Here is a 19165-nt window from a genome sequence, read left to right as displayed (position 1 = left end):
ACGGCACCGGACGAGGGCGACCGCAGGCGGACCACCCGCGCCCACCACCACACGGCAGGACCTCACGTGACCTCTGACGCCCTTGTGACGACGCCCGACCTCACCGCGACGAGCACCACGCCGGTGCACGCGGCCGGCGCCCCCGGTGCCGAGTGGTGGCGGCACGCCGTCATATACCAGATCTACCCGCGCTCCTTCGCCGACGCGTCCGGCGACGGCATCGGGGACCTGCCCGGCATCACGGCCCGGCTCGACCACCTGGCGGCGCTCGGGGTCGACGCGGTGTGGCTGTCGCCGTTCTACACGTCGCCGCAGGCCGACGCCGGCTACGACGTCGCCGACTACCGCGACGTCGACCCGCTGTTCGGCACGCTCGCGGACTTCGACGCGCTGCTCGAGCGCGCCCACGGGCTGGGGCTGCGCGTGATCGTCGACCTCGTCCCCAACCACACCTCCGACGAGCACGCCTGGTTCCGGGCCGCGATGGCCGCCGGGCCGGGCAGCGCCGAGCGTGAGCGCTACATGTTCCGCGAGGGCGCCGGCGAGGACGGCTCCCTGCCGCCCAACAACTGGACGTCGGTGTTCGGCGGGCCGGCCTGGACCCGCGTCGAGGACGGTCAGTGGTACCTGCACCTGTTCGACACCCGCCAGCCGGACCTCAACTGGGAGCACCCCGAGGTGCGCTCGGAGTTCGAGGCGGTGCTGCGGTTCTGGCTCGACAAGGGCGTCGACGGGTTCCGGATCGACGTCGCGCACGGGATGGTCAAGGAGCAGGGCCTGCCGGACTGGGACGGCACGGTGGCGATGGTCGAGGGCACCGAGGAGGCACCCGGCGACCACGGCGATGCCGACGCGGTCGCCGACCAGGACGGCGCCGGCGCCTCGACCGGCGCGGGCAACCGTGGCCCGATGTTCGACCAGGAGGGCGTGCACGAGATCTACCGCGCCTGGAACCGGGTGCTCGCCACGTACGACGGCGACCGGGCGCTGGTCGCCGAGGCGTGGGTCGAGCCGCTCACCCGCCTGGCCCGCTACGTCCGCCCGGACGAGATGCACCAGGCGTTCAACTTCTCCTACCTCACCACCCGGTGGGACGCCGCCGCGCTGCGCCGCGTGGTGACCGCGTCGCTCGAGGCCAGCGACGGCGTGGGGGCGCCCACGACGTGGGTGCTGTCCAACCACGACGTCGTGCGGCACACGAGCCGGCTCGGCCTGGCCGACGCCGGCTCGCGGCCCAAGGGCATCGGCCACGACGACGAGCAGCCCGACGAGGCGCTCGGCCTGCGACGCGGCCGGGCCGCGACCCTGCTGACCCTCGGCCTGCCGGGGTCGGCGTACCTGTACCAGGGCGAGGAGCTCGGGCTGCCCGAGCACACCGCGCTCGACGACGACCTGCGCCAGGACCCGGCCTGGTTCCGCTCGGGCCACGCCGAGCGCGGCCGCGACGGCTGCCGGGTGCCGCTGCCGTGGGCGGCGCAGAGGCCGGGGTTCGGCTTCTCCCCGACCGGCGCCACCTGGCTGCCGCAGCCCGCGTCGTGGGCCGCCTACGCGGCCGACGCCCAGGACGGCGTGCCCGGCTCCACCCTGGAGACCTACCGGACGGCGCTGCGGGTGCGGCGCGAGCTCGACCTGGGCACCGGCTCCCTGGCGTGGGTCGACGGCCTGGAGGGCGCCGACCCGTCCCAGGTGGTCGCACTGGTCAACCGCGACGTGCTGGTCGTGACCAACCTCGGCGACACCCCGGTCCGGCTGCCCGCCGGCGTGCAGGTCCTGGTGGCCAGCGCCGCGGTGGACGCCGACGGCGAGACGGTGCTCGTCCCGACCGACGTCACCGTCTGGGCACGGACGGCCTGACCGGACGGCCCGACAGCGGCGGCCGCCCTCCACCTGCCGGTGGGGGGCGGCCTTCCGTCCGGTCCGACCCGCTCAGCCGCCCGAGACGCTCAGCTCGGCCTCCTCCAGCGCCCGGCGGAAGTCCTCGCTGAGGTCGCGGGAGTCCAGCCAGCCCTCGGGCAGCGACGGTCGCTTCGGCGACCCGGCCCGGCCACGCTGCCCCTCGGCGGCGGCACCCGGGTAGGGCTGGTCCAGGTCGAGCTGGGCGAGCCGGTCGTCGAGTTCGGCGAGCGTGGAGACGAGCCCGAGCTGGGCGCGCAGCGTCCCGCCGACGACGTACCCCTTGAAGTACCAGGCCATGTGCTTGCGCATCTCCCGCATGGCCTTGTTCTCCTCGCCGAAGTGCTCGACCATCAGCTCGGCGTGCCGGCGGACCACGCCCGCCACCTCGCGCAGGCCCGGCGTCACGCGCTCGTCGGAGCCGGCGAACGCGGCGGCCAGGTCGGCGAACAGCCACGGACGTCCCTGGCAGCCGCGGCCGACGACGACGCCGTCGCACCCCGTCTGCGCGACCATCGCCAGGGCGTCCTCGGCGGACCAGATGTCGCCGTTGCCGAGCACCGGGATGTCGGTCACCGCCTCCTTCAGGCGCGCGATCGCCTCCCAGTCGGCGGTGCCCGAGTAGTAGTCGGCGGCGGTGCGCGCGTGCAGGGCGACCGCGGCGACGCCGACGTCCTGCGCGACCCGGCCGGCCTCCAGGTAGGTGAGGTGGTCGGCGTCGATGCCCTTGCGCATCTTGACGGTGACCGGCACGCCGTAGGGCGAGGCGGCGTCGACCGCGGCCCGCACGATCGACGCGAACAGGTCCCGCTTCCAGGGCAGCACCGCTCCCCCACCCTTGCGAGTCACCTTGGGCACCGGGCAGCCGAAGTTGAGGTCGACGTGGTCGGCCCGGTCCTCCGAGGCGATCAGCCGGACCGCGGCCCCCACGGTCGCGGGGTCGACGCCGTACACCTGGACCGAGCGGGGCCGCTCGTCCGGCTCGTGGGAGATGATCCGCATCGACTCCTCGCCGCGCTCGACCAGCGCGCGGGACGTCACCATCTCCGCGACGTACAGCCCCGCGCCGCTCTCCCGGCACAGCCGGCGGAAGGCGGCGTTGGTGACGCCGGCCATCGGCGCCAGGACCACCGGGGTGTCGATGGTCAGCGGTCCGATGCGCAGCGGCGGCAGCACGGTCGCCGCAGCGCGCGCGGGTGCCGGTGCGTCGGTCGTGGCGGAGGGAGCATCAGTCACGCCGCCATTGTCCCCCAGCGGCGTCGTCCGGCCGGTCAGCCGTCGGCGGCGGGCACGCCGATGCCGACCAGGCGCCAGCGCTCGTCGAGCAGCCCGGGGTCGTGGGTGACCAGCAGCACCGTGCGCTGCTGGTCGGCCAGCAGCGCGATCACGTGCTCCGCGAGCGCCGGGTCCAGGTGAGCCGTGGGCTCGTCCACGAGCAGGACCGGCGCCTCGCTGAGCAGGGCGCGGGCCAGGCCGAGGCGCGAGCGCTCGCCCGCGGAGAGCCGGTCCCCGGACTCGCCGATCCACCCGTCCAGGCGCACGGCGGCGAGCACGTCCCCGAGCCCGACGTCGACCAGCGTCGCGGCCATGGCGCGCTCGGTCACGTCGTCGCCGGCCAGCCGCAGATTGCCGGCGAGCGTGCCGCCCAGGATCTGGGGGGACTGGGGCGCCCACGCGAACCGGCCGCGCACGTCGTCGAGCGGCAGGCGCCGCAGGTCCACGCCGCCCAGGGTGACCCGGCCGTCGTCGGGGTCCCGGCTGCGCATGGCCAGCGCCAGCAGCGTGCTCTTGCCGGCGCCGCTGGGGCCGTGCAGGGCGACCTTCTCCCCCGCCGCGACAGTCAGGTCGACGCCGTCCACCGCCGGACGCGTCCCGCCGGGGTACCAGAGGGTGACGCGATCGAACCGCAGACCCGACCCGGACGGCACGGGGTCGGGGTCCGCCGGCTCGGTGACCGCGGGGCGCACCGCCTGCAGACCCTGCACCCGTCGGGCGGCGGAGCGGACGCTCTCCGCGGTCGCCCAGGCGGCACCGAGCCCGCCGACCGCCTCGAAGGAGGCGAGGACGGCCAGGGCGGCGGCGGCCAGCAGGGCCGGGTGCGTGCGCCCGTCGGCCACCTGGGACCCGACCAGCACGAGCGCCGCCACGACGCCGGCGCCGGGCAGCAGCTCGCGCAGCAGCACCGCGGTTCGGGTGGTCGCCGCCTGCGCGTGCTCGGCCGTCGCCTGGGCGGTGAGGTGACCCTCGAGCATCCGGACCGCCGTGCGCCCCCCGTCGCCGGACAGATGGTCCGCGCGGCCCCGCACCAGGTCGAGCAGGTCCGCCCCGAACGCCTCGTCCGCCCGGGCGACGGCGGTCGCGGTGTGCCGGGTCCGCCGACGGGCCCACGCCGGCACCGCGACGCCCAGCACGAGGAGCAGCGACGCGTGGACGGCGGCCAGCGGCGGCGAGACCAGGGCGACGGCCACCACGGCGAGCCCGCCGGCCAGTACCGCGACGACCGCCGGCACGAGCAGGCGCACGACGGCGCCCTGGAGCTCGTCGACGTCGGCCCGGATGCGGGCGAGCAACTCGCCGCTGCGGGCGCCGGTCAGCGCGGCCGGGGCCAGCGGGATCAGCGTGCGCAGCAGGCGGGCCCGCACCGAGGTGACCAGCCGGAGCGTGACGTCGTGGCCGACCAGCCGCTCGGCGTACCGCAGGGCGGCGCGTGAGATCCCGAACAGGCGCACGCTCGTGATGAGCGGCAGCAGCACGAACAGGTCCTCGGGACGCTGGGCGGCCCGGGTGATCAGCGCCCCCGACACCGCGAGCAGGGCCGTGCCGCTCAAGACGGTGCCGGTCCCGAGCAGGACGGTCAGCGTCACCCGCCGGCGGTCGACCATCCGCAGCACCGCCCGGGTGGCCCCGGTGGCGCTCCCTGCCCCGTCCGGCAGCACCCCGTCCCGCAGCACCCGGTCCGCCAGCGCCCCGTCCTCCAGCGCCCCGTCCCCCAGCACCCCGTCCCCCGGCGCCGTCACCGCGGCACCCCCGACCCGGCCGGGGACGCCGCCGGTGCCGGGTCCGCCGCGGCGTCGTCCGCGAGGACCTGCCCGCCCGCGAGCCGGACGACCCGGTCGTGCAGCGCGACGGGGCCCGGGCGGTGCGTGATCGTCAGCAGGGTCCGTCCCCGGGCGATCTCCGCCACCGCGGTCAGGACGGCGGCCTCGGTGGCCGCGTCCAGCTGCGACGTCGGCTCGTCCAGGACGACGACGGCGGCGTCCTTGACGAAGGCGCGGGCCAGCGCGATGCGCAGCCGCTCACCGCCGGACAGGCGTGCGGCGTCCTCGCCCAGCAGGGTGTCGACCCCCTGCGGCAGGCGTGAGACGAGCTCGCTGGCGCCGGCACGCCGCAGGGCCTCGGCGACGTCGTCGTCGCTCGCGTCGGGACGACCGAGCCGGACGTTGTCCGCCACACTGCCTGCCGAGAGCCAGGGCCGCTCGGGCACGTAGGCGATCCGCGAGCGCCAGGCGTCCTGCTGCAGCAGGTGCAGCGGGACGCCGTCGACCAGGACCTCCCCGGCGTCGGGCACGGCGAAGCCCAGCAGGACCCGGGCCACGCTGGTCTTGCCCGCGCCGCTGGGCCCGACCAGGGCGGTGCGCGAGCCGGGCGGCAGGTGCAGGTCCACCCCGGACAGCAGGGTGCGACCGTCGGCCCGCAGGACGACCCCTCGCAGCACGACGTCCGGCACGCCGGTCGGCACCGCGCCCGTGCCGGAGCTGCGCGCGGTCGTGTCGAGCAGCTCGTACACCCGCGTCGCGGCCGGGGCGCCCTCGAGGCGGGCGTGGTGCTCGGCGCCGAGCGCACGCAGCGGCGCGTAGAACTCCGGCGTCAGCAGCAGGACGAGCAGGGCGCGCCCGAACTCCAGGTGCCCCTCGAACAGGCGCACCCCGACGGTCACGGCGACCAGCGCGGTGGACAGGGTGGCCCCGAACTCCAGCACGAAGCCGGACAGGAACGCGGTCCGCAGGACCCGCATGGTGGTGACGCGGTAGGCCTCGCTCACGTCGCCCAGCCACGCGGCGGCCGCTCGGGCGCGGCGGTAGGCGACCAGGGTCGGCAGCACCCGCACGGTGTCCACCAGCAGCGCTCCCAGGCGCCCGAGCGTCTCCCACCGTGCGTGGGCTGCGTCCGTCGTGCGGGTCCCGATCAGCCACATGAGGACCACGATGAGCGGCCCGGTCAGCACCAGGACGGCGCCGCTGACCGGGTCGATCACCAGCACCACCAGGGCGACCAGCGGGGCGCCCGCCCCGGCCGCCGCCGACGCCGGCACCCAGCGGGCGATCAGCGGGTCGAGCATGCCGACCCCCTGCGTGGCCGTCGTGACGAGCTCACCGGCTCGCGACCGGGCGGCGACCCCCGGAACGAGGCCCAGCAGTCCCCCGACGAGCCGACGGCGCAGGTCCCCGCGCAGGGTGGACGACGTCCGCGCGGCCCACGCGTCACGACGCGCCACGACCTCGGCACGGCACCACCACGCCGCGAGCGCGACCGCCAGCGGCACGACCACGTCGGCGGGTGCGGCTCCGCCCGCGGCGATCGCCACCACCGCCGCGGCCACACCGGCCCACTGGACCACGACCAGCACGGTCGCGGCGGCCGCGAGCGCGGCGCACCCGCGCAGCAGACGGCGGGCCGCGGGCTCGGCCAGCAGCCGCCCCGTGGCGGACGCCGCCATCAGTAGCCGTGCGCCAGGGCGCCCTCGTCGGGGCGCACGCGCTCGCGGAACACGTAGTAGTTCCACACCTGGTAGCCGATGATCAGCGGCAGGAAGATGCCGCCGACCCAGGTCATCAGGACGAGGGTGTAGTGCTGGCTCGCCGACTCCGCGAGCGTCAGGTCGAACGCGGCGTCGAGCGTGGACGGCAGCACGACGTCCCGGGTGAACAGCGCGATGAAGATCGTGACCGTCGAGAAGACGATGGTCAGGCCGCTCATGACGAACGCCAGGGTGTCGCGCCGGCGGGACAGCGCGAACCAGATCGAGATCAGGGTGAGGAAGGCGGCCAACGGGAAGACCCACGGCAGCAGCCCGAAGCTCGTGAACAGGCCCTCGGTGACGTACCCCATGACGACGAACGTGAGGATCGCGACCGTCGCGAAGGCTCCCCACACCAGGGCGGCCCGCCGGGCGCGCGCGTACAGCGGGGTGTCCACATGCAGCCGCAGGAGCAGGAAGTTGGCTCCGTGCAGGGTGAAGGCCAGCAACGACGCCACACCGCCCGCCACCGAGAACGGCGTGAACAGCACACCGATCCCCGCCTCGACGCGGGCCTCGCTGTTCAGGGGCAGTCCCTCGATGAGCTTGGCCATGACCAGTCCCCACAGGAACGACGGGATCGCGCTGCCGCCGAACGACATCCAGTCCCACAGGTCGCGCCAGCGCTGCTGGTCGACCTGGTTGCGGTACTCGAACGCGACGCCGCGCAGTAGCAGGCACAGCAGGATGACCACGAACACCGGGTACATGCCGCTGAACACCGCGCCGTACCAGACCGGGAACGTGGAGAACATCAGGCCCGCGGCGGCGATGACCCAGACCTCGTTGCCGTCCCAGAACGGCCCGATCGTCCCGGTGAGCGCGCGTTCCTCCGCCTCGTTGCGGGCGAGGAAGGGACGCAGGATGTCGACCCCGAAGTCGAACCCCTCGAGGAAGAAGTACAGCGTGAACGTCAGGGCGATCAGCCAGAACCACAGCACCACGAGGTCCATGTCTCAGGCCTTCCGGTCGTAGTCCTGGAAGCCCTCGCCGCCGTAGTTCGGCGCGGGCGCGGCCATGATCTGCTTCTCGGGCTTGTGGTCGACGCCGGCGCGGGCCGTCACCGTCAGCAGGAAGATGTCGAGACCGATGAGCGCCAGGTAGACGACCCACAGGCCGATCAGGCCGGTCAGCACCTCGGGCACGCTGTTGGCGCTGACGCCCTCCTGGACCGTCAGCAGCCCGTAGACCATGAACGGCTGGCGTCCCATCTCCGTGACGATCCAGCCCGCGAAGTTGGCGATCCACGGCAGCGGGATGAGCAGCACGAGCGCCCGCAGGTACCACCGCGTGCGGTCCAGCCGCTCCCGTCGTCGCCACCACAGGAACAGCCCGCCGAAGGCGGCCAGCAGCAGCAGCGAACCGATCCCCACCATGATGCGGAAGGACCAGTAGATCGGCGTCACGGGGGGTATGTAGTCCCCCTCGCCGTACAGCTCCTGGTACTCCTCGTTGAGCGGGACGAGCCCTTCGTAGCGGCCCTCGAGGCTGTTGTAGGCGAGGATCGAGCCGACGTAGGGGATCTCCACCGAGAACGGGTTGCGCTGCTCGCCCTCGTCGATCACCGCCACCATCGACCAGGGTGCCGGGGAGTCCGACGTCTCCCACTGCGCCTCCATCGCGGCGAACTTCATGGGCTGGTCGATCCGCGCGACCTGCGCCTCGCGGTGACCGCTGGTCGCCGAGAAGACGGTGCCGACCGCGGCGACGACCAGCGCGATGCGCAGCGACCGGGAGAAGACGTCGACACCGCGCCGGCGCAGCAGGTGGTAGGCGGAGATGCCCAGGACGAAGAACCCGGCCACCGTCCACGCGCTGCCCTGCACGTGCGCGAAGTAGAGCAGCGCCTTGTAGTTGAAGACGACGGCGCTGAAGTCGGTGAGCACGGCACGGTCGCCCACGACCTCGTAGCCGACGGGATGGTGCATCCAGGCGTTGGCCAGCACGATCCAGAAGGCGCTGATCTGCGTGCCGATCGCGACCAGCCAGATGCTGCCGAGCCGCATCCAGGGCTTGAGCCGGTCCTTGCCGAACCACCACAGCGCGATGAACGTGCTCTCCAGGAAGAACGCCATGAGCACCTCGAGCGCCAGCGGCACCCCGAAGATGTTGCCCACGAAGCGCGAGTACTCGCTCCAGTTCATGCCGAACTGGAACTCCTGGACGATGCCGGTCACCACGCCGACCGCGAAGTTGATGAGGAAGAGGTGACCGAAGAAGTTGGTCATCCGCCCGTAGACGTCGTCGCCCCGGGTGCGCCGGGCGTACGCGAACGTCTCCATGATCGCGATGACGAAGGCCAGCCCGACCGTCAGCGAGACGAAGAAGAAGTGGAAGATGCTCGTCGAGGCGAACTGGAACCGGGAGAGGTCGACCACGTCCATGCGCTGAGCCCGATCTGCCGGGATCACGTCCCGCTGGACGCGACCAGTCGATGTCGGGGGCGTGCCCCTCGGTGGCCATGGTGGCATCGATGCGGCGAACGCGCGCCGGGGCCGTGTCCCGTCCGGTCGCCGCCGGCCGACCCCACCCGGTCTGAGCCGGACCGGCTGTACGGGCGGGTCGACCTGACGGACGACGACACCGTGAGCGGCGACGACGAGCAGCCGCAGTGCACCGGGGTGGTCTGGTCCTGAGCTGGTCCTGAGCCCCTCCAGCGCCCAGCAGGCGGGCGGCCGGGGTGCTGCGGACCGTCGTCGCCGTGGGTGCCGGCGAGTAGCGTGCGGCCATGGGCATCGAGGTCCTGCCGGCCACAGCGGACCGGTTCGACGACGTGGCGACCATGCTCGGGCCGAGGAACCCGTCGTCGTCGGTGTGCTGGTGCCTGAGCCACCGGCTCGACTCCCGGACGAACCGGGACCTCGTCGGGCCCGCGCGGGGCGAGTACGTCCGGCAGCTGTGCCGCCGGGACGTCGCACCCGGCGTGCTCGCCTACGACGGCGGCGAGGTCGTCGGCTGGGCGGCCGTCGCCCCCCGGTCGGAGCTGCCCTTCGCCCGGTCGGTGCGGATCCCGCACGTCGACGACCTGCCGGTGTGGTCGGCCTGGTGCGTCCGGGTGCGCCCGGGCCACCGGGGACGCGGCGTCGCGCACGCCCTGATCGAGGGCTGCGTCGCGTACGCGGGGTCCCACGGCGCACCGGCCGTCGAGGGCTACCCCGTGGACAACGGCGACCGCAGGGTCGACCTGACGATGGCCTACGTCGGGACGCGCGCGATGTTCGAGCGCGCCGGCTTCACCTACGCCTGCGACACCGACGCGGTCTCCGGCGGCTTCCCCCGGGTCGTCATGCGGCGCGCGCTGCCGTGACGCCGCCCACGGTCGGCGCCGTGGGCGGCCCCGTCCTGTCGGACCGCGCCCGCCGCTGAACCCGGGCCGCGGCCTCGTGCCCACCCGGGGGCGTCGTCGACCACGCGCCGACGACGCCCCGGCGGTCGGCGGCTCAGGCCCCGGCGAGCCGAGGCGCCAGGTAGGACACGACCTGGTCCAGCGCCACCCGCTCCTGCGACATGTCGTCGCGGTGGCGGATCGTGACGGCCTGGTCGTCGAGCGTGTCGAAGTCGACCGTGAGGCAGAACGGCGTGCCGATCTCGTCCTGGCGGCGGTACCGACGGCCGATCGCGCCCGCGTCGTCGAAGTCGACGTTCCAGCTCCTGCGGAGCTCCGCGGCCAGGTCCCGCGCCTTGGGCGAGAGCTGCTCGTTGCGGGACAGGGGCAGCACCGCCGCCTTCACCGGCGCCAGGCGCGGGTCGAGCTTGAGCACCGTGCGGGTGTCGACGCCGCCCTTGGTGTTGGGCGCCTCGTCCTCGGTGTACGCCTCGACCAGGAACGCCATCAGGGACCGGGTCAGGCCGGCGGCCGGCTCGATGACGTACGGGACCCAGCGCTCGTTCTTCGCCTGGTCGAAGTAGGACAGGTCCTGGCCCGAGTGCTCGGAGTGCGTCGTCAGGTCGAAGTCGGTGCGGTTCGCGATGCCCTCGAGCTCGCCCCACTCGCTGCCGGTGAACCCGAAGCGGTACTCGATGTCCACCGTGCGCTTGGAGTAGTGCGACAGCTTCTCGGTGGGGTGCTCGTAGTGGCGCAGGTTGTCCCGGGAGATGCCCAGGTCGGTGTACCAGTCGGTCCGGGTGTCGATCCAGTACTGGTGCCACGTCTCGTCGGTGCCCGGCTCGACGAAGAACTCCATCTCCATCTGCTCGAACTCACGCGTGCGGAAGATGAAGTTCCCGGGGGTGATCTCGTTCCGGAACGACTTGCCGATCTGGCCGATGCCGAACGGCGGCTTCTTGCGCGACGTGGTCACGACGTTGGCGAAGTTCACGAAGATGCCCTGGGCGGTCTCCGGGCGCAGGTAGTGCAGGCCGGACTCGTCCTCGACCGGACCGAGGTACGTCTTGAGCATCATGTTGAAGTCGCGCGGCTCGGTCCACTGGCCGCGGGTGCCGCAGTTGGGGCAGGCGATGTCCGCGAGACCGTTCTCCGGCGCGCGGCCCTTCTTCTCCTCGTACTCCTCGAGCATGTGGTCCTCGCGGAACCGCTTGTGGCACGAGAGGCACTCGGTCAGCGGGTCGGTGAAGACACCGACGTGGCCCGAGGCGACCCAGACCTGGCGCGGGAGGATCACCGAGGAGTCCAGCCCGACGATGTCGTCGCGGCTGGTGACCATCGTGCGCCACCACTGCTTCTTGATGTTCTCCTTCAGCTCCACACCCAGGGGCCCGTAGTCCCACGCGGACCGGGTGCCGCCGTAGATCTCCCCGGCGGGGAACACGAAGCCGCGGCGCTTGGCCAGGGAGATGACGGAGTCGAGACGGGACGGTGCAGCCACAGGGAGATCTACCTTCGCGAGAGCTGGGCCCCGGCCTGGCTGACGGGGGCGGACCCCTGGAGGCTACCGGCCGGTCGCCGGCCGCTGACGGCGCGGGCCCCGGTTCGGCGCGGGGGCCGACCTGCGGGACACTGGGGGCACACCCGACCGAGCATCCACAGGGAGTCCGACCGTGCCTCAGGGGATCGTCCGCTGGTTCGACGCAGAACGGGGGTTCGGCTTCCTCGCCGTCGACGACGCCGAGGACCTGTTCGTGCACGCGTCCGAGATCGTCGACGACGGGGCGAGACTGCTCCGTGAGGGCCAGGTCGTCGAGTTCGACCTCGGCGAGGGCGACCGCGGCCCGCAGGCACGCCGGGTCCGGGTCACGGGCGACGAGGCCGCCGACGCACCCCTGGGCGTGCTCGGCACCGTGAGCTGGTACGAGCCGGCCAAGGGGTACGGATTCGTGACCCCCGACGGCGGCGGCGCCGAGATCTTCGTGCACAGCTCGGCGATCGTGGGAGGCGGGGTGATCCGGGACGGCCAACGGGTGGCGTTCCTGGTCGTCGACGGGGAGAAGGGACCGCAGGCCGACCACCTGCTCCCGCTGGGCGCCGACGCGGGTCGGCACACCGGGGCGGCCGACGGGGCGGACGGCACCGTGTCCTGGTACGACCCGGCCAAGGGCTTCGGGTTCGTCACCCCGGAGTCCGGCGGTGCGGACGTCTTCGTCCACGTCCGGTCGCTGGCCGGTGGGCTGACGGAGCTCGCCGAGGGCGATCGGGTCACCTACGACGTCGCCGCGGGCGAGAAGGGGCCGCAGGCCCGCGACGTCCGGCTCGCGCGCGGGCCCGCGGCCCGGCACACGCCCGCCGCACCGCCGCGCGGCCGGTCGGCGCCCCCGACGTCGTCCCGCGGGCCCGTGCGCGGCGGGCCGGCGCGCGGTGGCCAGGGCGTGGTCGCGCGCTACGACGCCGACCGCGGCTTCGGCTTCATCACGCCCGACGACGGCGGCGCGGACCTGTTCGTGCACGTCTCGGTGGTGCGGGGCGGCGAGGCGCTGCAGGAGGGCGACCGGGTCCGGTACCGGGTGCGCCAGAGCGACCGGGGAGCGCAGGCCGACGCCGTCGAGCGGCTGCAGGCCCGGCGGGGGTGATCCACCCTGCCCCGGGCGCCCGAATTGACAATGATTCTCATTCTGGCGCAGCATGGGGCCCATGCCGCGCAGCCCCGCCCGTGTCCTGCCCGTCCTCGCCCTGGGTGGCCTCGTCCTGGCGGGCTGCGCACCGGCTGACGGCTCCGGGACCGCGCCGGACGACGGCTCCGTCGAGGTCCTGGCGTCCTTCTACCCGCTGCAGTACGTCGCGGAGCAGGTGGGCGGCGACCTCGTCACCGTCTCCTCCCTGACGCCGCCCGGGGCCGAGCCGCACGACGTCGAGCTGTCCCCCAGCCAGGTCCGCGGCGTCAGCGACACCGACCTCGTGCTGTACCTCTCCGGCTTCCAGGGCGCCGTCGACGAGGCGGTGGACGCCCGCCGCCCAGCCCACCTGGTCGACGCCGCCGACCTCGCCGACCTGGTCGGCGCCGGGGACGAGCCCGCGGCGGACGAGCACGCGGACGAGCACGCGGACGAGCACAGCGACGAGCACAGCGACGAGCACAGCGACGAGCACTCCGCGGACGGCGGTCACGACCACGGCACGCTGGACCCGCACTTCTGGCTCGACCCGCAGCGCCTGGCCGCCGTCGCCGGGCCCGTCGCCGACGCCCTCGCCGAGATCGACCCCGACAACGCCGACGCGTACACCGCCAACGCCGGCCGGCTCGTCGCCGACCTGACCGCGCTCGACGAGGCCTTCACGGACGGGCTCGCCGACTGCGAGCGCCGGGTCGTCGTCACGTCGCACGAGGCGTTCGGGTATCTCGGTCTGGCCTACGACCTGGAGCAGGTCGGCATGTCGGGACTGGACCCCGAGGCCGAGCCGTCCCCCGCCCGCCTGCGCGACATCGGCGACGTCGTCCGCCACGAGGGGGTCACGACCATCTACACCGAGACGCTCGTCAACCCCAAGGTCGCCCAGACGCTGGCCGCCGACCTGGGCGTCGGGACGGCCGTGCTGGACCCCCTGGAGAGCCAGACCGACGAGGCCGCGGACTACGCCGCCGTGATGGAGCAGAACCTGGCCGCGCTGCGGGCCGGGCTGGGCTGCGCATGACGGCCGCGACCACACAGGCCGCCACCGCGGCCGAGCGCACCCCCGCCGTCGCCGCCCACGACGTGCGCGTCGTGCTCGGCGGCAGCACCATCCTGCGCGGCGTCGACCTCGAGGTCGCCGAGGGCGAGATCGTCGCCCTGCTCGGCGCCAACGGGTCGGGCAAGTCGACGCTGGTCCGGGCCCTGGTGGGGGCGGTGCCGGTCGACTCGGGCACCGTCACGCTGCTCGGGACACCCCTCGGTCGCGCCGTCGCCTGGGACCGCATCGGCTACGTGCCGCAGCGCACGAGCGCCGCCACCGGGGTCCCGGCGACCGCGGCCGAGGTGGTCGCCTCCGGCCTGCTGCACGGACGCCGCCTGCGCCCACCGCGGGACGCCCACCGGCGCGTCCACGACGCGCTCGACTCGCTCGGCCTGGACCACCACGCCGACCGACCGGTGCGCGAGCTGTCCGGTGGTCAGCAGCAGCGCGTGCTGATCGCCCGGGCGCTCGTGCGCGAGCCCGACCTGCTGGTGCTCGACGAGCCGGTCGCCGGCGTCGACCTGCCCAGCCAGCAGGCGTTCGCCACCACGCTCGCCGGGCTCGCCGACCGCGGCACGACGGTCCTGGTCGTGCTCCACGAGCTCGGCGCCCTCGCGCCGTTGGTACGTCGCGCCGTGGTGCTGCGCCACGGCGCCGTCGTGCACGACGGCGCCCCGCCGCGCCCCACGCACGAGCACGGCGGGGACGAGCACGACCACGTGCACCCGCACGACGACGACCCGGCGATGACCCCGCCGACGACCGGACTGAGGTGGGAGCCGTGATCCTCGACGAGCTGGTGGGCATGCTGACCGACCCCCTGATGCAGCGCGCGCTGGTCGCGGCGCTGCTCGTGGGCCTCGCGGCCCCGGTGATGGGCACCTACCTCGTGCAGCGCAAGCTCAGCCTGCTCGGCGACGGCATCGGCCACGTGGCCCTGACCGGCGTCGCCCTCGGCTGGCTGGTCGGCAACGCGACGGGGCTCGTCGAGGGAGCGCTCGCCGTGCCCGGCGCGGTGGTCGCGGCCGTGATCGGCGCGATCGCGATCGAGCTCGTCCGCGAGCGGGGCCGCACCAGCGGGGACGTCGCGCTCGCGCTGCTGTTCTACGGCGGCATCGCCGGCGGCGTGCTGCTCATCTCCCTGGCCGGCGGCACGAACGCCAACCTCATGGCCTACCTGTTCGGCTCCATCTCGACCGTGTCCGGCGCCGACCTGTGGCTGACAGTGGTCCTCGCGTCGGTCGTCCTCGTGGTCGGGGTCGGCCTGCGCAGCGCGCTGTTCGCCGTGTGCCACGACGAGGAGTTCGCCCGGGCGGCCGGGCTGCCGGTGCGGGCGCTCAACATCGCGATCGCCGTCATCGCGGCCCTGACCGTGACCGTCGCGATGCGGGTCGTCGGCCTGCTGCTGGTCAGCGCGCTGATGATCGTGCCGGTCGCGGTCGCCCAGCTCGTGTCCTCCTCGTTCCGACGCACGATGAGCCTGGCGATGGTGGTCGGGGTGACGGTGTGCCTGGCGGGGCTGTCGGTGACCTACTGGCAGGACATGTCGCCCGGCGCGACCATCGTCGTGCTGGCGATCGGCGTCTACGCCCTGGTGGCGGCGCTGCGACCGCTGCTGCGACGCAGCCGGCCGCACGACCCGCACCCGCACCTGCCCGACGACGTCCGGGTCGTCGCCTGATGGCACGCATGACGCGGCAGCGCGCCGCCGTCGCGCAGGTGCTCGACGACGCCGCGGACTTCCGGTCCGCCCAGCAGCTGCACGAGCGCCTGCGTGCGGCCGGTGACGGCATCGGCCTGGCCACGGTCTACCGCACGCTGCAGGGGCTCGCCGACGGCGGCGAGGTGGACGTGCTGCGCACCGCCGACGGCGAGACCGTCTACCGGCGCTGCGCGCGGCGCGAGCACCACCACCATCTCGTGTGCCGCAGCTGCGGGCGCACCGTGGAGATCGACGGACCCGACGTCGAGGAGTGGGCGGCCCGGGTGAGCGCGGCCCAGGGGTACGCCGACGTCGAGCACACGATCGAGCTGTTCGGCACCTGCGGGGACTGCCGGCGCGCCGACGCCGCGGGCACCGACAGCACCGCGCCCTGACCGGTCAGCCGGCCGCGCCGCCGTCCGACCCTGCGTCGCCGGCCTCCGGGGCCGACCCCGCCTCGCCGTCGCCGACGACGTCCACCGCGGCCCCGTAGCGACGGTCGCGGCGGGCGTAGGTCTCGACCGCCCGCCACAGGTGCCGCCGGTCGACGTCGGGCCACGGCTCGTCGAGGAAGACCAGCTCGGCGTACGCCGCCTGCCAGATCATGAAGTTCGACGTGCGCTGCTCCCCGGACGTGCGCAGGAACAGGTCGACGTCGGGCAGGTCGGGCTCGTCCAGGTACCGCGCGACCGTCTTCTCGGTGACCTTGGCCGGGTCCAGCCGCCCGGCCGCGACCTCCAGCGCGATCGCCCGGGCGGCGTCGGCCACCTCGGCCCGGCCGCCGTAGTTGACGCACATGGTCAGCGTGCACACGTCGTTGTCGCGGGTGAGGCGCTCGGCCTCCTCGAGCTCGGCGATCACCGAGCGCCACAGCCGCGGTCGGCGGCCCGCCCAGCGCACCCGCACCCCCCAGTCGTTCATCACGTCCCGGCGTCGGCGCAGCACGTCGCGGTTGAAGCCCATGAGGAAGCGCACCTCGTCCGGCGACCGCTTCCAGTTCTCGGTCGAGAACGCGTAGGCCGACACGTGCCGGACCCCCACCTCGATGGCCCCGGCGACGACGTCCAGCAGGGACGCCTCCCCGGCCTGGTGACCCGCCGTGCGGGGCAGTCCGCGCGCGTTCGCCCACCGGCCGTTGCCGTCCATGACGATCGCCACGTGCTGCGGCACGAGCTCGGCGGGCAGGACCGGCGCGGTGGCGCCGGACGGGTGCGGCGGCGGGGCGACGACCCGGCGCTCCCCCGCCGCACCGGCCCGGGCGCCGGCGCCCGGGCGCCTCACACCCGCTCCACGTGCGGCAGCGAGCGCAGCGACCGCTCCAGGTGGAACTGCAGGTACGCCGCGACCAGGCCGTCCGCCTCACGGCGGTGCCGCTCGTGGCTCGCCTCGGCCGTGGGCCACTCCCCGGCGAGCAGCGCGGCGAGCAGGTCGAACGTCTCCGGTGCGGGCGCCGTGGCCCCCGGTGGACGGCACACGCCGCACACCGCACCACCCTGGGCGACGGCGAACGAGCGGTGCGGGCCGGGCGCACCGCACCGCGCGCAGTCGGTGAAGCTCGGGGCCCACCCGGCGACGGACAGCGCCCGCAGCAGGTACGAGCTGAGCACGAGCCCGGGGGCGTGCTCGCGGGTCGCCAGCGCCCGCACCCCGCCGACCAGCAGCCGGTACTGGGGCAGCGCGGGCTCGCCCTCGGCCTCGACCAGCCGCTCGGCCGTCTCCAGCATCGCCGTCCCGGCCGTGTAGAGGGTGTAGTCCTCGCTGACCGCCCGCCCGTACGCGCCGACCGTCTCGACCTGCGTCACGATGTCGAGCGACCGGCCGCGGTGAAGCTGGGCGTCGACCACCATGAACGGCTCGAGCCGGGACCCGAAGCGCGACGACGTGCGCCGGACGCCCTTGGCGACCGCACGGACCTTGCCGTTGCCCCGGGTCAGCAGGGTCACGATGCGGTCGGCCTCGCCCAGCTTGTGGGTGCGCAGCACGATCGCCTCGTCGCGGTAGAGGCTCACCGGACCATTGTCCACCGGGCCACCGCCACCGTCGCCCGACGACGCGCGGGTCAGGCCGCCGGGACCGCCTCCGGCAGCCCGCCGGCCACGACGGCCCGGTCCCGGCCACCGGTCTTGGCCTCGTGCAGCGCGGCGGTCACCGCCGCGAGCATCGCCACCGGGGACACCCGCGCGACCGCGCCGACCGAGACCGTCACGCGCAGTCCAGGCGCCAGGCGCGACCAGTCCTCGTCCCGGGCGGCCGCGACCAGTCGCCGGGCCAGGCGCTCAGCCACGCCGGCACCGTCCGCGGCCCGGCCGACCCGGGGATCGAGCACGACGAGGAACTCGTCGCCGCCGAACCGCACCACCGTGTCCCCGGTCCGGACCTGCTCGCGCAGGATGTGCGCGAGCCGCACCAGGACGCGGTCGCCGACGACATGGGAGTAGCGGTCGTTGATCTCCTTGAACCGGTCCACGTCGACGAACACCGACGCCACCGTGCCCTCCTGCCGGTCGAGGGCCACCTCCAGCGCACGTCGGTTGCCCACGCCGGTGAGGTCGTCGGTCCGGGTCAGCTCGGCGATCTCCTCCCCCTCGGCGACCAGCTCGTGCACGCGCACCCGGCTGCGCAGCACGTCGAACCGGGCGATGCGCTCGTGCCACAGGCTGACCGCGAGCCGCTGGTACAGGGCCGACGCCCGACCCACCGCGGGGTGGTCGCCGTACTGCTGGACCGACAGCCGCATGAGCGCGGCGTCGGCGATGGCCAACCACACCGCCCGGTGCTCGTCGACGGCGTGCTCGCGGAGCGTCTCGAGGTGGTCCTGCGCCTGGGCGAAGCGCCCCTCGCGGGCATGGGCGACGCTCAGCGCGTACAGCGCGAGCAGCCGCTCGACCCGGGCCCGGGTCAGCGCGGGGTTGCGCAGCAGCACCGGCAGGGCGGCCAGCGCGACGTCGGTCTCGCCCAGCATCGTCCGGGCGAAGACCTCTCCGGTGAGGGCGAAGACGCCGTAGGTGTCCCGGCCGGTCGTCGCGACGAGGGTCCGCACCCAGCCCGCCCGGGACGCGCACAGCGCGAACTTCGCCGACGCGCCGGTGTCGTCCCCCACGACCTGCAGCGCCAGCCCCCACTCGGCCACCGTGTTGAGGGAGTCCGACACGATGGTGATCCCGTCCCACATCGTCAGCCGCGGCACCATCTGCAGCAGCTGGGCGTCGCTCGCCTCGAACAGCTCGAGGCGCCGCAGGGCGATGGCGATGGCCCCGCTCGCCGAGGTCTGGTGGTAGTCCTGCCCGGTCATCGGCCCGAGCATGACGGTGGCCCGCGCGAGCAGGTCCACGGCCGTGGCGTTGTCGCCCTGTGCGGCCCGCGCGTTGGCCTCGAGCGCGAGCGCCTTGACGTGCCAGTACGAGCGCAGGTCGTTGCGGACGAGCCCGAGCAGCCGGTGCGCGCACTCGGCAGCCTCGGTCGATCGGCCCAGCTCGATCGCCGACCGTCCTCGGATGTACAGCGCGAACCGCAGCGTCCGCTGGTCGCCGGCCACCTCGCACAGCGCCTCGATGGCGTGGCACTGCTCGATCGACTCCGCGACGTCACCGTCCTGGGACAGCGCGTGGGCGACGTCGGTGAGCAGGTCGTAGGGGCCGAACTCCCCGAGGTGCACGAGGTCGCGCCCGGGTGGGCGGTGCGGTGCTCGCGGGTCGCTCACCCTTCCTGAATCGGCACCGGGAGGTCG

The 19165-nt window shown here is 74.2% G+C and carries 16 protein-coding genes; 7 read left to right on the top strand and 9 right to left on the bottom strand.

Annotated features, from left to right (window positions below; translation table 11 throughout):
* Nucleotides 1-123 precede the first annotated feature (123 nt).
* Complete coding sequence (locus Q0840_RS04140) at nt 124-1854, top strand: glycoside hydrolase family 13 protein (RefSeq protein WP_298457214.1); 1731 nt, start codon at nt 124-126, stop codon at nt 1852-1854.
* A 72-nt stretch (nt 1855-1926) separates the two neighbouring features.
* On the opposite strand, the gene dusB is transcribed toward Q0840_RS04140, so the two are convergent.
* From dusB to Q0840_RS04115, 5 genes are read right to left on the bottom strand one after another with little or no spacing between them, the layout of a single operon-like run.
* A complete protein-coding gene (gene dusB, locus Q0840_RS04135; protein WP_298456755.1) occupies nt 1927-3129 on the bottom strand; it encodes a tRNA dihydrouridine synthase DusB in 1203 nt (400 codons plus the stop codon).
* A gap of 35 nt (nt 3130-3164) precedes the next feature.
* The gene (gene cydC, locus Q0840_RS04130) at nt 3165-4910 is read right to left on the bottom strand and encodes a thiol reductant ABC exporter subunit CydC (RefSeq protein ID WP_298456752.1); all 1746 of its coding nucleotides are present in this window, start codon (nt 4908-4910) and stop codon (nt 3165-3167) included.
* Complete coding sequence (cydD, locus tag Q0840_RS04125) at nt 4907-6610, bottom strand: thiol reductant ABC exporter subunit CydD (protein ID WP_298456750.1); 1704 nt, start codon at nt 6608-6610, stop codon at nt 4907-4909. The genes cydC and cydD overlap by 4 nt, the downstream gene beginning before the upstream one ends.
* Nucleotides 6610-7644 carry a cytochrome d ubiquinol oxidase subunit II gene (gene cydB, locus Q0840_RS04120; protein WP_298456748.1) on the bottom strand — a complete coding sequence of 345 codons (1035 nt, stop codon included), beginning with the start codon at nt 7642-7644 and terminating at the stop codon, nt 6610-6612. Before cydB ends, cydD begins: the two co-directional genes overlap by 1 nt.
* Before the next feature lie 3 nt (nt 7645-7647).
* Nucleotides 7648-9075 (bottom strand): cytochrome ubiquinol oxidase subunit I, encoded by a 1428-nt coding sequence (locus tag Q0840_RS04115; RefSeq protein WP_298456746.1) that lies wholly within the window; start codon nt 9073-9075, stop codon nt 7648-7650.
* A gap of 344 nt (nt 9076-9419) precedes the next feature.
* On the opposite strand from Q0840_RS04115, the gene Q0840_RS04110 reads away from it, so the two are divergent.
* The gene (locus Q0840_RS04110) at nt 9420-9998 is read left to right on the top strand and encodes a GNAT family N-acetyltransferase (protein WP_298456745.1); all 579 of its coding nucleotides are present in this window, start codon (nt 9420-9422) and stop codon (nt 9996-9998) included.
* A 133-nt stretch (nt 9999-10131) separates the two neighbouring features.
* Here the strand turns inward: Q0840_RS04110 and Q0840_RS04105 are convergent, their stop codons facing one another.
* Nucleotides 10132-11517: a glycine--tRNA ligase gene (locus Q0840_RS04105; RefSeq protein WP_298456743.1), complete on the bottom strand. Its 1386-nt coding sequence runs from the start codon at nt 11515-11517 to the stop codon at nt 10132-10134.
* Nucleotides 11518-11689: 172 nt separating this feature from the next.
* On the opposite strand from Q0840_RS04105, the gene Q0840_RS04100 reads away from it, so the two are divergent.
* The 5 genes from Q0840_RS04100 (at nt 11690) to Q0840_RS04080 (ending at nt 15833) form a co-directional block, all read left to right on the top strand.
* Entirely contained in the window at nt 11690-12655 is a 966-nt protein-coding gene (locus Q0840_RS04100) for a cold-shock protein (RefSeq protein ID WP_298456741.1), read from the top strand.
* Nucleotides 12656-12716: 61 nt separating this feature from the next.
* Nucleotides 12717-13715, top strand: coding sequence for a metal ABC transporter substrate-binding protein (locus tag Q0840_RS04095; protein ID WP_298456739.1), 999 nt, complete (start codon nt 12717-12719; stop codon nt 13713-13715).
* On the top strand, nt 13712-14521 hold the full coding sequence (locus Q0840_RS04090) for a metal ABC transporter ATP-binding protein (protein ID WP_298456738.1): 810 nt from the start codon (nt 13712-13714) through the stop codon (nt 14519-14521). The genes Q0840_RS04095 and Q0840_RS04090 overlap by 4 nt, the downstream gene beginning before the upstream one ends.
* A gap of 20 nt (nt 14522-14541) precedes the next feature.
* The gene (locus Q0840_RS04085; protein WP_298457211.1) at nt 14542-15417 is read left to right on the top strand and encodes a metal ABC transporter permease; all 876 of its coding nucleotides are present in this window, start codon (nt 14542-14544) and stop codon (nt 15415-15417) included.
* On the top strand, nt 15417-15833 hold the full coding sequence (locus Q0840_RS04080; protein ID WP_298456736.1) for a Fur family transcriptional regulator: 417 nt from the start codon (nt 15417-15419) through the stop codon (nt 15831-15833). Before Q0840_RS04085 ends, Q0840_RS04080 begins: the two co-directional genes overlap by 1 nt.
* 4 nt (nt 15834-15837) lie before the next feature.
* Here Q0840_RS04080 and Q0840_RS04075 read toward each other — a convergent pair whose 3' ends face one another.
* From Q0840_RS04075 to Q0840_RS04065, 3 genes are read right to left on the bottom strand one after another with little or no spacing between them, the layout of a single operon-like run.
* The gene (locus tag Q0840_RS04075) at nt 15838-16719 is read right to left on the bottom strand and encodes an isoprenyl transferase (protein ID WP_298456735.1); all 882 of its coding nucleotides are present in this window, start codon (nt 16717-16719) and stop codon (nt 15838-15840) included.
* Nucleotides 16716-17447 carry a DNA repair protein RecO gene (recO, locus tag Q0840_RS04070; RefSeq protein ID WP_298456734.1) on the bottom strand — a complete coding sequence of 244 codons (732 nt, stop codon included), beginning with the start codon at nt 17445-17447 and terminating at the stop codon, nt 16716-16718. The genes Q0840_RS04075 and recO overlap by 4 nt, the downstream gene beginning before the upstream one ends.
* Nucleotides 17448-17497: 50 nt before the next feature.
* A complete protein-coding gene (locus Q0840_RS04065) occupies nt 17498-19138 on the bottom strand; it encodes a GGDEF domain-containing protein (RefSeq protein WP_298456732.1) in 1641 nt (546 codons plus the stop codon).
* Nucleotides 19139-19165 lie beyond the last annotated feature (27 nt).

It is taken from the genome of uncultured Cellulomonas sp. (genome assembly GCF_947494015.1).
Taxonomy (GTDB): domain Bacteria; phylum Actinomycetota; class Actinomycetes; order Actinomycetales; family Cellulomonadaceae; genus Pengzhenrongella.
Note: the sequence above shows the minus strand (reverse complement) of the source record. Positions and strands in the feature narration are given on the sequence as shown.

What these genes read in the sequence shown, in the direction of transcription:
- cydD (WP_298456750.1), bottom strand. Translation starts at nt 6,610, where the DNA reads ATGGCGGCGTCCGCCACGGGGCGGCTGCTGGCCGAGCCCGCGGCCCGC.
- cydB (WP_298456748.1), bottom strand. Translation starts at nt 7,644, where the DNA reads ATGGACCTCGTGGTGCTGTGGTTCTGGCTGATCGCCCTGACGTTCACG.
- Q0840_RS04115 (WP_298456746.1), bottom strand. Translation starts at nt 9,075, where the DNA reads ATGGACGTGGTCGACCTCTCCCGGTTCCAGTTCGCCTCGACGAGCATC.
- Q0840_RS04110 (WP_298456745.1), top strand. Translation starts at nt 9,420, where the DNA reads ATGGGCATCGAGGTCCTGCCGGCCACAGCGGACCGGTTCGACGACGTG.
- Q0840_RS04095 (WP_298456739.1), top strand. Translation starts at nt 12,717, where the DNA reads ATGCCGCGCAGCCCCGCCCGTGTCCTGCCCGTCCTCGCCCTGGGTGGC.
- Q0840_RS04090 (WP_298456738.1), top strand. Translation starts at nt 13,712, where the DNA reads ATGACGGCCGCGACCACACAGGCCGCCACCGCGGCCGAGCGCACCCCC.
- Q0840_RS04085 (WP_298457211.1), top strand. Translation starts at nt 14,542, where the DNA reads ATGCTGACCGACCCCCTGATGCAGCGCGCGCTGGTCGCGGCGCTGCTC.
- Q0840_RS04080 (WP_298456736.1), top strand. Translation starts at nt 15,417, where the DNA reads ATGGCACGCATGACGCGGCAGCGCGCCGCCGTCGCGCAGGTGCTCGAC.